The organism is Streptomyces sp. NPDC053560 (assembly GCF_044544605.1).
Lineage (GTDB): Bacteria > Actinomycetota > Actinomycetes > Streptomycetales > Streptomycetaceae > Streptomyces.
Genome location: NZ_JBITXI010000015.1, coordinates 169497 through 183961 on the forward strand (window position 1 = coordinate 169497; position 14465 = coordinate 183961).

Consider the following 14465-nt stretch of genomic DNA (forward strand, 5'->3'; position numbering starts at 1 on the left):
GAGGGGTTACTGTAGAGCCGTATGTAAACGCAGTCGTTTACTTAAGTGCCCCTTGAGGAGAGTTCCATGAGCGATCTGGCTTCCACCGAACTGAGCGACTACGCGGAGAGGCTGATACGCGGTCGCCACGCGACACGCGCGTTCCGCCCCGATGCCGTGCCCGGGGACACCATGCGCGCGATCTTCTCTCTTGCCGGCACCGCTCCGTCCAACTCCAACGCGCAACCGTGGCGGGTCGAGGTGGTCAGCGGCACGAAGCGCCAACGCCTGGCGGACGTCTTGCAGGCAACCCACGCCCAACAGCACACCTCGGTCGACTTCCCGTACTCCGAGAGCATGTACGCCCCGGTCCACAAGAAGCGGCGGACTGAGTTCGGCACCGGCCTTTACGGAGCGCTGGGCATCGGCCCTGACGACTCCACGGCACGCGCGGCCTACAACGCGGAGAGTCTGCGCTTCTACGGGGCGCCTCACGCCGCTTTCCTGTTCGTCACCGGTGACGGCGGGGCGCGACTGGCCGCCGACGTCGGCGCCTACATGCAGACGCTGCTCCTGGCCATGACCGCATACGGCGTGGCCAGTTGCCCGCAGGGCCTGCTCAGCTTCTACGCCGACACCATCCGGAACGAACTCGGCGTCACCGAAGGCAAGCTGCTCGTGGGAATCTCCTTCGGCTACGCCGACGAGAGTGCGCCGGTGAACCAAGTCAGGACCGAGCGGGCCGCCCTCGATGCCACCACCGCCTTCCACGTCTAGCGAGCTTCCTCTGGACCATCCGGCCGGCCGAGTGTCCTGCCAGGCGGGGCCTGGAGGGAGTGCGACTCCCTCCGGCCCCCCCGCCGTGGATGGGGCGGCTGCAAGCGCAGCCGGATCCGCGCGGATGTCCGCGGAAGGGGTTGGACGCCTCCGGCGACGCAGGGCTCACGGGGCCCGCGACGAGGTGGTCGAACTGTTGGTGTGGGCGCTGAGCGAGAAGGTGCTCGCCGCGGACGGAGTACGGGCCCTTGCTGATCACTACCGGGCGGGAGCGTTACCGGACCGGGAGGCGGCGCAGGCGGCCGGGGTCACCCAGGCCGCGTGGTGTCGCCGGCGGAGCCGAGCTGTGGAGCGGCTGTGCGAGGCCGCACCGCTATGGCTGACGCAGGCGGCTTGAGACACCCCGTGGCTCACAAGGGGACGATCAGTCGAGTTTCACCGGTTTCGGCCCCGTAGTTGAGCGTTTGCCAAGTACCTTGCTTCCCTTGCTTCCCTTGCGGGCCTTCGAGGGGGGAAGCCGATCACCATGTCGGAGCGATCGACCATGTAGCGGTTGCGTGCGTGATAGGCCGACGTGCCCAGCTCGTCGGCCCGTAGCTCGATGACCTCGGTTATCCGCTCCCTGCACCGGTCGATCGCCTGTCGCGCCTCCGTTGGCTGCTGCTCAACATCGCCCGGCACGACGGTCGTGATGTGCGAGAAGCCCCCCGCTCTCCCCCGGTAATCCCGACGAAAGGAGGAGATCCAGGGGGCGTGGATGACCGAGGAACCGGCCCGTCACGGCTACCGGATCAGCCCCGGCACCTTGTATCCGACGCTGCACCGGCTGGAGGCCGACGGCCTGCTGGCGTCCGAGCAGCAGGTGGTCGGCGGTCGTACTCGCCGGGTCTACAAGGTCACCGACGCCGGGAAGAGGGCGCTGGCTCAGGACCGCAGGGCCCTTGAGGAACTGGCCCGCGAGGTCCTCGGAAACGAGGCGCTGTAGGGGCCGTTCATCGGCCTGTGATCCCGTTGACCGCCATGTGGCGTACTCCGTAGGCGGCGGCTCCGATGATCAGCACGATGGCGCCCCAGATCACCGAGGTCGCCGGGAGGGCGAAGGCCAGCACCAGACAGCCGGCCACCCCGAGGACGGGGATGATCCGCGCAGGGCGGCCCTCGTCGGGGCCCAACGTCCAGGCGGAAGCGTTGGCGATGGCGTAGTACGCGAGGACCCCGAAGGAGGAGAAGCCAATCGCGCCGCGCACGTCCGCCGTCGCAGCGAGCACCGCGACCACGACGCCGACCGCGAGTTCGGCACGGTGCGGCACCTTGAACCTCGGGTGCACGGCGGCCAGGCCGTGGGGCAGATGCCGGTCGCGGGCCATCGCGAGGGTGGTGCGGGAGACACCCAGGATCAGCGCGAGCAGCGATCCGAGCGCGGCCACGGCAGCCCCGATGCGCACGACCGGCACCAGCCAGTCGGCGCCCGCGGCCCGGGCCGCATCCGACAGCGGCGCGGCGGCACCAGCCAGCCCGTCGGACCCGAGCACCGTCAGGACGGCGACGGCCACGGCGGCGTACACGACCAGGGTGATGCAGAGTGCGAGCGGGATGGCCCGGGGGATGGTGCGGGCGGGGGCGCGTACCTCCTCGCCGAGGGTGGCGATGCGGGCGTACCCGGCGAAGGCGAAGAAGAGCAGGCCCGCCGCTTGGAGCACCCCGCCGAACGTGGTGTCGTCCCCGACCTCTAGCCGCTCCCCGCTGGACGCGGAGGAGGTGAGCGCGGCGACCACCACAGCGGCGAGCACCGCCAGGACCACAGCCACGATCGCCCGGGTCAGCCAGGCCGACTTCTGGACCCCGGTGTAGTTCACCGCGGTCAGCGCAACCACCGCGGCGACCGCGACCGCGTGGGCCTGGCCGGGCCACACGTATGAGCCGACCGTGAGGGCCATCGCCCCGCAGGAGGCAGTCTTGCCGACCACGAAGGCCCACCCCGCGAGGTAGCCCCAGAAGTCTCCCAGCCGCTCGCGGCCGTAGACATACGTGCCACCCGATGCCGGGTAGCAGGCAGCAAGCCGGGCGGAGGAGGTGGCGTTGCAGTAGGCGACCACGGCGGCGAGCGCCAGGCCGAGCAGCAGTCCGGAGCCGGCCGCGCGGGCGGCCGGGGCAAGCGCCGCGAAGATCCCGGCGCCGATCATCGACCCCAGGCCGATCACCACGGCATCGGCCACTCCCAGTCTCCGGTGCAGTTCGTCCGGCGTCGTGGTCGATGGCTTGCTCATGCCTCACTCCTCGGCGGCCCGGCTCAATTTCCACGGAATCCGATATCGGGAGACGATACGTGACCCGGCAAAGCTCACCATCAAAGTAGGGAGGAACGCGGGCAAGCCCCTCGCTGTACTGGATGCTCGCCGACGGCGACGGCATGCCGCTGCGGCGCAAGCCCGTCTGTATCCGTCGCATCGCGGCTGCCATCTCGGTGAGGCTTATGGAACGGCGGCGGATACCCAGGCGCAGGCCGGTAGGCCACATGCTTGCCCAGCGCGGATTCCCACAGATCAGGCACTTGCTGCGATCGGTCATCTGCGGATGCCCGGCAATGGCGGGTCGTCGTGCGCACGACTGCCGGCGGACGCCGATGGGGCATGCCCGACCGGCATCGGTCACCGTTCTCCGCTCACGGAGGACTCGGCCCTACTGGAATGCCCGCCGTCGGCCGACGAGACCTTCGGGTACACCGGAGAGGACGGTAGTCCGACACAGTACGGATTCCAGAAGGCCGGTGGAGAGCGGGCCGTGACCGAGGCCTTCGGGGACCGTGCGGTCTTCCTGCGGCCAGGAGTAATTCTCGGCCCCGAGGAATACGTCGGCCGGCTGCCGTGGTGGCTGACGCGGGCCGAGCGCGGCGGCCGCATTCTCGCGCCGGCTCCGGCCGACAGACGAATTCAGCCGGTAGATGTCCGCGACGTCGCGGCGTTCGCTCTGGACCGGGCCGCCAGCGACACCTGGGCGTTGCTGGCTGGGAACGGGCGTCCCGTGGAGAACCCCCGCTGGGCGGAGCACGGGATCGCCCCGGACAAGGAGGCGAAGGTTCTCGCTTCCTTGTGAACTTCAGCCCTCGGCAGCCAGCAGGTTCTTGCCCGCCCCGAACCGCCGCTGCGCGGAGCCGCCAACGAAGTCTTCGATGCGCTCTCGGAGCACGCCCTTCCCGCACGTCAACCGCGGATGAGGAGCCTGCTGGGCGACTTCTACCGCGACTGTCTTACGCGATGTCTTACTCGGGCGCCCGCCATAGCCCAGGACTGGGACGACCGATACCGCACCGAATGGTGCACCGCATGACCACGGCACTCGCCCTCAAGCACTACATCGACAAGGATATCGGCGAGCATCAACCGTTCCCCGATTCGCCTGTCTACGCCGTGAGGCTGTTGGACCTTCACGCGGCCACTGCCGCGCAGCGCCCGGCGAAGGCGCGCACCTGCCGAGGGTCCCGGACATTCTCGCGGTGCCTTCGCTCATTTCCAGGCGAGCATGCGACGTTGTCGCCGACTGTCGGCACCGTGAGGATTCTCCGCGGCACCGAGCACACGCAGGCAACTTCCGTGGATGGAGCCACGGGTACGCTCACGCGAAAGGGGCGCCGGACCAGTCACGGCGCCCCCTGTGGAGAAGTTGCGTCAGCGTGGAGTAGACGACTTCCGGCAGCACGCGGCATGACCATGAACCGCCTGATAATGAGACGGACGGTCGAGGAGGCGCCGCGTGCTGTTCACACGTGCCATCCAACTGCCCAGTCGCGCAGCGCTCAAGGGAGCAAGCGAGTCCTTGACGCAGGCCTGATGGCGGCTGCTGCTGCGAGGGCCGACTCCGTCCCGTCATGTGCTTCAGCCCAGGCCGGGGACCGCCGACAGCAACACATCGATCACTTTGATGCCGACGAAGGGCAGGATGAGGCCCCCGAGACCGTAGAGCATCAGGTTGCGGCGGAGGAGGTCGTGGGCCGAGGCCGGGGTGTAGCGCACGCCACGGAGCGCCAGTGGGATGAGCGCGATGATGATCAGGGCGTTGAAGATGATGGCCGAGGCGATCGCCGAGGTCGGGCTGTGCAGTCCCATGACGTTCAGCGCGCTCAGGCCCGGATAGGCACCGGCGAACATCGCTGGAATGATCGCGAAGTACTTGGCGACGTCGTTGGTGATGGAGAAGGTTGTCAACGCGCCTCGGGTGATGAGGAGTTGTTTGCCGATCTCGACGATGTCGATGAGTTTGGTCGGGTTGGAGTCGAGGTCGACCATGTTCGCGGCTTCCTTGGCGGCGGAGGTGCCGGTGTTCATCGCGACGCCGACGTCCGCCTGGGCCAGGGCCGGCGCGTCGTTGGTTCCGTCACCGGTCATCGCGACGAGCTTGCCGTCGGTCTGCTCCCGCTCGATCAGTGCGAGTTTGTCTTCGGGGGTGGCCTCGGCGAGGAAGTCGTCGACGCCCACCTCCTCCGCGATGGCCTTGGCGGTCAGCGGGTTGTCACCGGTGATCATGACGGTCCTGATACCCATCCGGCGCAGCTCGGCGAAGCGCTCGCGGATTCCCTCCTTGACCACGTCCTTGAGGTGAATCACACCCAGTGCCCGCGGTCCGTCCCAGTCGTGCACAGCGACCAGCAGCGGTGTGCCGCCGGCCGCCGCGATGGCGTCGGCGAACCAGCGGGCCTCGGGCGGGACATGGCCACCGTACCGCTCCACCCAGTCGATCACCTCCGGTACCGCGCCCTTGCGGACGTGGCAGACGGCACCGTTGGCCCAGCGCAGGTCGATGCCGCTCATGCGCGTACGGGCACTGAATCCCACGAAGCGGGTTCGCTCCAGCTGGTCCACCGGAGGCTTGCGCACGCCGTACTTCTCCTTGGCCAGGGCGACGACAGAACGGCCCTCCGGCGTCTCATCCGCCAGCGACGAGAGCTGGGCAGCGTCCGCCCAGCCGTAGTTCCGGGATGCCGGGCAGCGGGACGAGGGCGGCGGCCTGGCGGTTGCCCAGTGTGATGGTGCCGGTCTTGTCGAGCAGCAGGGTGTTGATGTCACCGGCCGCTTCGACGGCGCGCCCGCTCATGGCGATGACGTTGCGCTGTACGAGCCGGTCCATGCCGGCGATGCCGATCGCGGAGAGCAGTGCACCGATGGTGGTGGGGATGAGGGTCACCAACAGGGCGACCAGGACCGTGGTGGACTGGGCGGAGTCCGCGTAGCCGGCCATCGGCTGGAGCGTGACCGTCACCAGGACGAAGACGATGGTGAGCGCGGCGAGGAGGATGTTCAGCGCTATTTCGTTGGGCGTCTTCTGCCGGAACGCGCCTTCGACCAGTTCGATCATGCGGTCCAGAAACGTGTGGCCGGGGCGCGAGGTGACCCGTACGACGATGCGGTCGGAGAGTACCGAGGTACCGCCCGTGACTCCGGACCGGTCGCCGCCTGCTTCGCGGATGACGGGCGCGGACTCACCGGTGACCGCGGATTCGTCTACGGTGGCCGCACCGTCGACCACCTCGCCGTCGGCGGGAATCAGCCGGCCCGCCTCGATCAGGACGAAGTCGAAGGGCTGGAGGTCGGTGGCCCGGATGGTTTCGGTCTCGGCCCGGTCCAGATTGATGCCGACCCGCCAGTTGTCACGCAGTCTGATGGCCACCGTGTCCGTACGGGCCCGGCGCAGCGACTCGGCCTGCGACCTGCCCCGCCCTTCGGCGACGGCCTCGGCGAGATTGGCGAAGATCACCGTCAGCCAGAGCCAGCTGCTGATGACCCAGGTGAAGACGGTGGGATGCAGCAATGCCGACAGCGTGGTGAGCGCCGCGCCCACGGCCACGACGAACAGCACCGGCTTCCTGATCAGCTCCCGGGGATGCAGCTTGCGCAGGGCGTCGGGCAGGGACGACAGCAGCTGCTTGGGGTCGAAGAGCCCGGCCGGCGCGGCCCGCCGTCGTCTTCCGCGCCCGGACCGCATGACCGGAACCCGGTCCTTGACCGTCGGCCGGGCCCTGGTCGTCGCCGATTCGGCCGGTGCCTGCTGTGGGGCGGCAGGGAGCATACGAGGTGACCTTCTGGGGTGTGGGCGGCCGTCAGTGTGCGAGGCCGGGGGCGGCTGGAGTAGTGGCCGCCGGGCTCTGCTGGGGCCGGGGTCCCGGGTCCCAGCAGAAGTGCGCGTACGTGGCGGGTTGAGGGTGCCGCCACGTACGCGCCGTCCGTCCGGACGCGCACTTCGGCCGTACATCGGTGGACGCGTCCGGGCGCTCCGAAGTGGAGACACCCGGGACCGTCGTCCCGATGACGACCGCGGGCTGCCGGCGGCCGAGCAGGAACGTATCCGAACCGGAAGCGGTGGGACGAGGCGCGGAAAGGGTTTTGTCGGCTCTCTGACGGGCGAAGGTGACGCAGCGTCAGGCCCGCGTCAAGAGAGTCCTGGGAACCGTCAGGGCGACGTCAGGGATGCGACTGGTGTGTGACAACGATCAGAGACTGAGCTGCGCGGAAACAGGTAGCCGTCCGCCGCACGCCACCGGCGGAGTGCCGCTCGCCGCCGGTACACCAGGTGTCCCGGGGAGGGGCTCGGTACATCCGTACGACGTACCGGGACGTATCCGTTTCGCAGCGGGGCCGTCCAGCCGCGCCCACGGGGGGGGCTCGGCCGGACGGGCCGCACAACAAGGCCGCGTCAGCATGCCCGCGCAAGGCGCCAATAAGGCATCAAGGCTTGAGCGTGTCGTCCATGGCTGCGGCGCCCTGCAGGAATCCTCTTCTCGCGCACGCCGCGCACGCATTGCACATGGGGTCTCCCTACCCCCAACGGGAGACGTTTCCCCCCGATTTTCGCCCGTGACGGGCAGCGAGGAGCTGATCGATGGTGACCGTGGAGAACGTCGTCGGGCTGATCGTGGCTGTGTGTCTGGTCGCGTACCTCGTGCTGTCCCGGTTCTTCCCCGACCGGTTCTGACGAGGGTGCCACGCGGCCGGCATCAGCCGACGTGCACCCGCGGCCGGCGTTCCGGGTTCCGTTCCGCGCGGCGCAGGACCTCGCGTGTGACCGGGGCGACCTCGCCGTCGCCGAAGACCAGGAAGCGCAGCAGGTGGCCGATGGGGTGGCCTTCGGTCCAGTTGAAGTAGGCATGCGGGATCCGGCCGGTGCGGTCGCGCAGTTCCATCAGGACGGCGGCGATGGTGTTGGGCACCACTGGCCCCGTCACCCGAAGCCCTTGTGCTCGGTGGGTGGGGTGCCGTGGGGGCCCGGATGGCGAGCGGTCTGCTCGCTGAGCCCTTCCAGGAGCCATGCCCGCCAGCGATGCGGGCGGGCGGACTCCCGCTGCGGCTGGTACTGCGACTCGGTGCCGGTCATCTGCGTGCTCTTCCTGCTCGGGCCGGCGGAACTACGACGTGCTGGTATCCAGCACGTCGTCTCGCGAATCACGATCGGAACCCGGCAGGAAACTCCCGGACTACTTCAGGCCGGAGGTGGTGAAGAGCAGACGTGCGGTGTCGCTGTCGAGCCTTCGCGAAAGCAGCCGTACCACCGTTCCGCCGCTTCCCAGCAGTCCCCGTTCGCCGGATGTGACGGCGCCCTGGTCCAGCAGGTGCCTGATCATGGGGTTGGCGACGAGCACTCCGGGGTCCAGCTCGACCCGGCCGCCGTACAGGTCCCGCAGCACCAGCCGCCGCGAGACGCCGTCCAGCAAACGCACCGAGACCAGGCAGTCGGTGCGCACTCGCCGCTCGCGCAGCAGACCACGGGAAGCCAGCCACCCCGGCCCCGCGGCCACCCGCGACGGCAGCAGCACGACGAGCAGCAAGGCGGCGAGCCCCGCCCACAGCACCGCACGCAACGGCGTCAGCTGCCCCGAACAGCCATCGACCAGCAGAAGGAGCACCAGAACTCCGGCGGCACACAGGACCGCCTCTCGCCGGTCCCCCGCCCACTGCCGGTCACACACAACCCCATCGACCGACCACGTCTTCTCATCGATGCAGCGCTTCATGACACGGAAACTAGGGACTCATCCGGCCGGTGCCCGCTGTTTTGACGGGTTGCTGGCGCGTCATCGACGCGAGTCTGACGCTTGGGCTGCCCGATCTGGCACTTGGGCCGTCCGACGTCCGGGCTGTCCGGCATCTGCGTCGCCGTACCGCTCATCAGCATCCCGTCGGCGGACGCCGCGACGCCGTGAGCATCGCAGCAGTGCCCGTCCGGTTCCGCCGTCGCGCGGGCATGACGTACTCGGCGGGCCCCGGCGCACGGCTCCCCTCCTCACCGCACCGGGGCTCTTGCCCCACGCGTGGAACGCCCGCCCCGTCAAGGTCTCGTGAAGAGAGCAGCCGTCGGCGCGAAGACGGCGTAAGGACAGCACGCTGCCCCAGGCCGGCAGCCCGAACCTGGGTGGACCCGCGTAGCAAGGAGTACCCGCACATGTCCGTACTGACCACGGAGCCCGGCAGCGCCCCCTCACCGGAGGCACCGTCCGCCCCGCCCGATCCAGGTGACCGTCACCGGCTCACTGCGGTCACCGGCCTGGCCGCCCTGTCGCTGGACGCGATGGCATCGGTGGCGTACGGGCCCGAGGCGATCGTTCTGGTGCTGGCCACGGCGGGCGGCTACGGGCTCGGGTTCACCCTGCCGGTGACGCTGGCCATCGCCGGACTGCTGGCAGTGCTGGTGGCGTCGTACCGGCAGGTGATCGCGGCCTTCCCGGACGGCGGCGGCTCCTACGCCGTGGCCAAGACGCACCTGGGCCGGCCTGCGAGTCTGGTGGCCGCCGCCTCTCTGGTCCTGGACTACGTACTGAACGTCGCGGTGGCGGTCACGGCCGGCGTCGCGGCGCTGACCTCGGCATTTCCCGTGCTGTACGCGGACCGGCTGTGGCTGTGCCTGGCGGTTCTGGTGCTTGTGACGGGCGTCAATCTGCGCGGCATCGTTGACTCGGCGCGGGCGTTCATCGTGCCCACCGCGGTCTTCGTCATCTCCATCCTCGCTCTGATCGCGGTCGGGTTGTTCCGTTCGGCCCCGGTGAGCACCGAGGCCGCCGCCGGGCATGCCTCCGTACTGGCCGACAACGCCAGCACGGTCGGCGCGCTGCTCCTGCTGAAGGCGTTCGCCTCCGGTTGCTCCGCGCTCACCGGAGTCGAGGCGATCGCCAATGCCGTGCCCTCCTTCCGCACTCCGGGCGCCCGCCGCGCCCAGCACGCCGAGATCGCCCTCGGCGCGATCCTCGGTGTGATGCTGGTCGGGCTCTCGGTGCTGATCTCGCGCTTCGGTCTGCAGCCGGTGCAAGGTGTCACGGTCCTCGCCCAGCTGGCGGACGCCGCTCTGGGCCACAACTGGGCTTTCTACGTGGTGCAGTTCGCCACGATGGTCCTCCTCGCCCTGTCCGCCAACACCTCCTTCGGCGGCCTCCCCGTCCTGCTGAAGCTGCTGGCCCGGGACAACTACCTGCCGCATGTCTTCACGCTCAAGGCCGATCGTCAGGTGCACCGTCACGGCGTCCTCGCGCTGGCCGGTGTGTCGGCCGCGCTGCTGGTTTTCTCCGGCGGCGACACCAACACCCTCGTCCCGCTCTTCGCCATCGGTGTGTTCGTCGGCTTCACCCTCGCCCAGACCGGGATGGTGCGGCACTGGCGTCAGGAGCGCGGCCGCAGGTGGCGGACCAAGGCCGTGCTCAACGGGTCCGGCGCGGTGCTTACGGGCGTGTCCGCCGGGGTGGTCACTGCCACGAAGTTCGCCGAGGGTGCGTGGCTCATCGTGATCGCTCTGCCCCTGCTGGTGGCGGCGTTCCTCATCGTGCACCGCGCGTATGCCGGTATCGGCGAGCAGCTCGGCCTGGGCCGGATTCCCGAGCCTCCGCACCGGGACCGCTCGCTGGTCGTCGTCCCCGTGTCGGGCCTGTCGAAGCTGACCAGCGAAGCGTTGACGGCCGCGGTCTCCTTCGGTGACGAGGTCCGGGCGGTGACCGTCTGCTACCCTGATGCCGAGGACCGGGCGCACAGCGAGGCACTGCACCGCGACTGGGCACTGTGGGATCCGGACGTACCGCTGGTGCGGCTCGACTGCACCAGCCGGGCGCTGGGCCGGCCCATCGCCGCCTACGTACGGCAGCTCACGGCCACCGAGCCCGGCACCCGGATCACGGTGCTCATCCCGGAGGTGGAGCCCGCCCGGAGATGGCAGCGGATGCTGCAGAACCAGCGCGGCGCTGTCGTCGCCCGCGCCGTCCGCCGCGACACCGACGCGGTCATCTGCCGACTGCGCTTCCGCCTCTCCTGACCCCGTGCCGGTCTCCGGCCGGCCCTGCATGCGTACCGGCGGACGCTGCGTGCGGATGCAGGGCCTGGGGTCCGGACCGTGCACCAGTGACCGGCCGCCCCCAAATGCCTGTACCTGCCCGGGCAGGGCCAGCCCGACGAGGCCGAAGACCACGCTCACCAGCAGGAGAACAACGGTGCCGTAGACGGCGTGCAGCTGGGGCCTGATGCGGGCGACAGCCGCGCCGACGACCGAGCCGCCAGCCGCCAGCAGTACGAACTCACCGCACGCCGCTGTCCAGTCGACGGCGGCGGGCGCCAGGACCAGCCCCACCGCGAGCACCCCGACCGGCTACCGCACGACGCGCAGCTCGCGCCAGGACAACTCCTCAGCGCTCACGTACAGCAGTGGTGGCAGCACTACCAAGCCGATGATCCCGGGGCTGATGACGATGTCCGGCGTGGTCGGCAACAGCGCTGTGCCCAGGCCTACGATCACGAGCAGGGACGGCGCGGGAACGCGCCATCGACGGGCGAAGGTGACCACCACCGTGGCGATGACGACGAGTGTCGGAACCGTGCCTGCGCTGCGCATACCGTCCCTGGTCCGCGAGGGAGCCCCGATGGCCCCCGGCCGACCAGGCTTCCCCGCACACCGCTTTCACCCTATCGGCACGTGGCTCGTCAAGGCAGTGTCAACAACGCGGTACGGAGCGCCAAGGGCACGTCAAGGGCGGCCGCGGGCGACTCGCGGAAGCAATGCGACGGGCTTCTGTGGGAGGAAACGACTCATGGACCCGGGGAGTGGACTGCCGGTGAGCGGAGCGCGTCGGCCGCGATGAATGACGTACGGCCCGGACAACTGAAGGTCTACCTGGGGGCTGCCCCTGGCGTCGGCAAGACGTACCGCATGCTCGACGAGGCACGGCGCAGGGCGGGGCGTGGTGCCGACGTCGTGGTCGGCTTCGTCGAGTGCTACGGGCGCCCACGGACCGAGGCGATGCTCGACGGCCTGGAGGTGCTGCCGCGCAAGCGGTGCACCTACGGGGGCGGCACGTTCACGGAACTGGACCTCGACGCCCTGCTCGCCCGGAGGCCGCAGGTCGCGCTGGTCGACGAGTTCGCCCACACCAACGTGCCCGGCTCCGGTCGCAACGCCAAGCGCTGGCAGGACGTCGAGCAGCTGTTGGCCGCCGGAATCGATGTCATCACGACGGTCAACATCCAGCACTTGGAGTCGCTCAACGACGTCGTCGAGACGATCACCGAGGTGCCGCAGAGCGAGACGGTGCCCGATGAGGTGGTCCGCCGGGCCCAGCAGATCGAGTTCGTCGACATCCCGCCCGAGGGGCTGCGCCGCAGGATGGCGCACGGCAACATCTACGCCCCGGAGAAGGTCGACGCCGCCCTCGCCCACCACTTCCGGCCCGGCAACCTCACCGCGCTGCGTCAGCTCGCCCTGCTGTGGGTGGCGGGCCGGGTCGACGAAGCCCTTCAGGCTCATCGCTCGGAGCACGGCACCGGACGCGTATGGGAGACCCGGGAACGCGTCGTCGTCGGCCTGACCGGAGGGCCTGAAGGCGCCACTCTGATTCGGCGGGCGGCCCGCATCACCGACCGCTCCGCCCGCGGCGACCTGCTGGCCGTGCACGTGGCCCGCAGCGACGGGCTCGCCGCCGGTGCCTCGCATGCTTCCCTGGCCCGGCAGCGCCGGCTCGTGGAGGACCTTGGGGGCAGTTACCACTCGGTGGTCGGGGACGATGTACCCACCGCGCTGGTGGAGTTCGCGCGCGCGGAGAACGCCACCCAGCTGGTTCTCGGTACCAGCCGCCGCGGCCGCCTCGAACGGTTCCTCACCGGCCGCGGCACTGGCGAGACGGTCACGGCCCTCTCCGGCGACATAGACGTCCACATGGTCACACACGAGCGGGCAGGGCAGGGCGTCCTGCTGCCGTCCCGGCGCCGCACGCTCCCTCGGTCCCGCCGGACAGCGGGGCCGGTCGCCGGGCTGCTGCTGCCGCTCGCGCTGACGGCTCTGCTGAAGCTCGACACGGCGCGAAGCACTCTCGATCTCACCAGCGAGGCGCTGCTGTATCTGATGGCCGTGGTGGGCGTGGCATGCATCGGCGGCGTCACCTCGGCGCTGATCGCCTCCGTCACCGCCTCGCTGCTGCTCAACTACTCATTCATACCGCCCGTCGGGCAGTTCACGCTCGGCGATGCGAACAGCATGCTGGCACTCGCGGTCTTCGCGAGTGTCGCCGTCACCGTGGCCGCCGTGGTGGACCGTTCGCTGCGGCTGTCCAGGCGCTCGGTGCGGGCCACCGCCGAGGCCGAGACCATGTCGTCCCTCGCGGGCACCATCGTGCGCGGCGGCACCACGATTCCGGCGCTGCTGACCCGCGCCAAGGAGACGTTCGGCATGCGCTCGGTGGAACTGGTCGGTGAGCCACCCGGGGCCGGCGGCCCGGCGTCCGATACGGGTGCGGGCGAAGCCGTGACGTCTGTGCCCGCCGGTCCGGGCTCGTACCTCATTCTGCGTGGGCGTGCCCTGCCGTCTTCCGAGCGCCGCGTGCTGGCCGCCTTCGCCGCCCACGTCGGCGCCGCGGTCGAACGGGCCCGGCTCGCCGAGGCCGCCGCCGAAGTGGAGCCCGTCAAGGCCGCCGACCGCATGCGCACGGCGCTGCTGCGCGCGGTCGGCCACGACCTGCGCACACCCCTCGCCGCCGGCTGGGCCGCGGTCTCCTCCCTGCGCAGCCGGGAGGTGCAGTTCTCCGACGAGGACCGGCAAGAACTGCTCGCCACCGCCGACGAGTCCATGGCCAAGCTGAGCCGCCTGGTGGACAACCTTCTGGACCTCAGCCGTCTCCAGGCGGGAGCCCTGTCCTTGAACCTGCGCGCCACCACGCTGGAGGAGGTGCTGCCGCCCGCGCTGGAGTCGCTGCCTCCGGACACCCCGGAGATCGAGATACCGGATCTGGATGAGATCCCGGCGGTGCAGTCCGATCCGCCGCTGCTGGAGCGGGTGATCGCCAACCTGGTCGGCAACGCCGCTCGCCACACCCCGCCCGGGCGGAAGGTGCTGGTGACCGCCAGTGCCCTGGCCGGCAGGGTGGAGGTACGCATCGTCGACCGCGGCCCCGGCCTGCCGCCCTCCCCCACCCGCGACCGGCTCTTCGAACCCTTCCAGCGGCTGGGCGACACCGACAACACCGCTGGCCTCGGCCTGGGCCTGGCGCTTTCCAAAGGGCTGACCGAGGCGATGAACGGCACCCTGCGCCCCGAGGACACCCCCGGCGGGGGCCTGACCATGGTGCTGTCCCTGCCCTTCGCCGAGAGGGTTCCGGACGTGCCGGACCTGCGGCGCGTGAACCGGCGGCCGGAGCCGCGCCCGGCGGCAGCCCCGTAGGGCGCGCACGGCGCGGGGCGGAGGGCCGGACCTCGGGGGTCCAG

Annotated in this window: 10 protein-coding genes and 2 pseudogenes; 6 read left to right on the forward strand and 6 right to left on the reverse strand. The window is 70.1% G+C overall.

Translation table 11 applies throughout. From position 1 onward, the window contains the following. The first annotated feature begins 66 nt into the window (after positions 1-66). On the forward strand, positions 67-756 hold the full coding sequence (locus ACIGQF_RS32145) for a nitroreductase family protein (RefSeq protein WP_399717627.1): 690 nt from the start codon (positions 67-69) through the stop codon (positions 754-756). Between the two features lie 757 nt (positions 757-1513). Beyond that, the gene (locus tag ACIGQF_RS32150; RefSeq protein ID WP_399717630.1) at positions 1514-1741 is read left to right on the forward strand and encodes a PadR family transcriptional regulator; all 228 of its coding nucleotides are present in this window, start codon (positions 1514-1516) and stop codon (positions 1739-1741) included. Between the two features lie 7 nt (positions 1742-1748). Here the strand turns inward: ACIGQF_RS32150 and ACIGQF_RS32155 are convergent, their stop codons facing one another. Continuing rightward, positions 1749-3023 carry an APC family permease gene (locus ACIGQF_RS32155; protein ID WP_399717631.1) on the reverse strand — a complete coding sequence of 425 codons (1275 nt, stop codon included), beginning with the start codon at positions 3021-3023 and terminating at the stop codon, positions 1749-1751. A gap of 514 nt (positions 3024-3537) precedes the next feature. On the opposite strand from ACIGQF_RS32155, the gene ACIGQF_RS32160 reads away from it, so the two are divergent. Further along, positions 3538-3849, forward strand: coding sequence for a hypothetical protein (locus ACIGQF_RS32160; RefSeq protein WP_399717634.1), 312 nt, complete (start codon positions 3538-3540; stop codon positions 3847-3849). Between the two features lie 779 nt (positions 3850-4628). Here the strand turns inward: ACIGQF_RS32160 and kdpB are convergent. Then, positions 4629-6732, reverse strand: a pseudogene (gene kdpB / locus ACIGQF_RS32165) (potassium-transporting ATPase subunit KdpB). A gap of 894 nt (positions 6733-7626) precedes the next feature. On the opposite strand from kdpB, the gene ACIGQF_RS32170 reads away from it, so the two are divergent. After that, the gene (locus tag ACIGQF_RS32170) at positions 7627-7719 is read left to right on the forward strand and encodes a potassium-transporting ATPase subunit F (RefSeq protein WP_399717637.1); all 93 of its coding nucleotides are present in this window, start codon (positions 7627-7629) and stop codon (positions 7717-7719) included. A gap of 22 nt (positions 7720-7741) precedes the next feature. On the opposite strand, the pseudogene ACIGQF_RS32175 reads toward ACIGQF_RS32170, so the two are convergent. The 3 genes and pseudogenes from ACIGQF_RS32175 to ACIGQF_RS32185 form a co-directional block, all read right to left on the reverse strand. Further along, positions 7742-7975, reverse strand: a pseudogene (locus tag ACIGQF_RS32175) (amino acid transporter); the annotation flags it as partial. Beyond that, positions 7966-8118, reverse strand: a complete 153-nt coding sequence (locus ACIGQF_RS32180) for a hypothetical protein (RefSeq protein ID WP_399717702.1) — start codon at positions 8116-8118, stop codon at positions 7966-7968. The pseudogene ACIGQF_RS32175 and the gene ACIGQF_RS32180, both read right to left, overlap by 10 nt. 100 nt (positions 8119-8218) lie before the next feature. Continuing rightward, the gene (locus tag ACIGQF_RS32185; protein ID WP_399717640.1) at positions 8219-8755 is read right to left on the reverse strand and encodes a hypothetical protein; all 537 of its coding nucleotides are present in this window, start codon (positions 8753-8755) and stop codon (positions 8219-8221) included. 428 nt (positions 8756-9183) lie between these two features. Here ACIGQF_RS32185 and ACIGQF_RS32190 point away from each other — a divergent pair, with 428 nt between their 5' ends. Next, entirely contained in the window at positions 9184-11034 is a 1851-nt protein-coding gene (locus ACIGQF_RS32190; protein WP_399717643.1) for an APC family permease, read from the forward strand. Between the two features lie 330 nt (positions 11035-11364). On the opposite strand, the gene ACIGQF_RS32195 is transcribed toward ACIGQF_RS32190, so the two are convergent. After that, entirely contained in the window at positions 11365-11607 is a 243-nt protein-coding gene (locus ACIGQF_RS32195) for a hypothetical protein (protein ID WP_399717646.1), read from the reverse strand. 243 nt (positions 11608-11850) lie between these two features. On the opposite strand from ACIGQF_RS32195, the gene ACIGQF_RS32200 reads away from it, so the two are divergent. Continuing rightward, entirely contained in the window at positions 11851-14421 is a 2571-nt protein-coding gene (locus ACIGQF_RS32200) for an ATP-binding protein (RefSeq protein WP_399717649.1), read from the forward strand. Positions 14422-14465 lie beyond the last annotated feature (44 nt).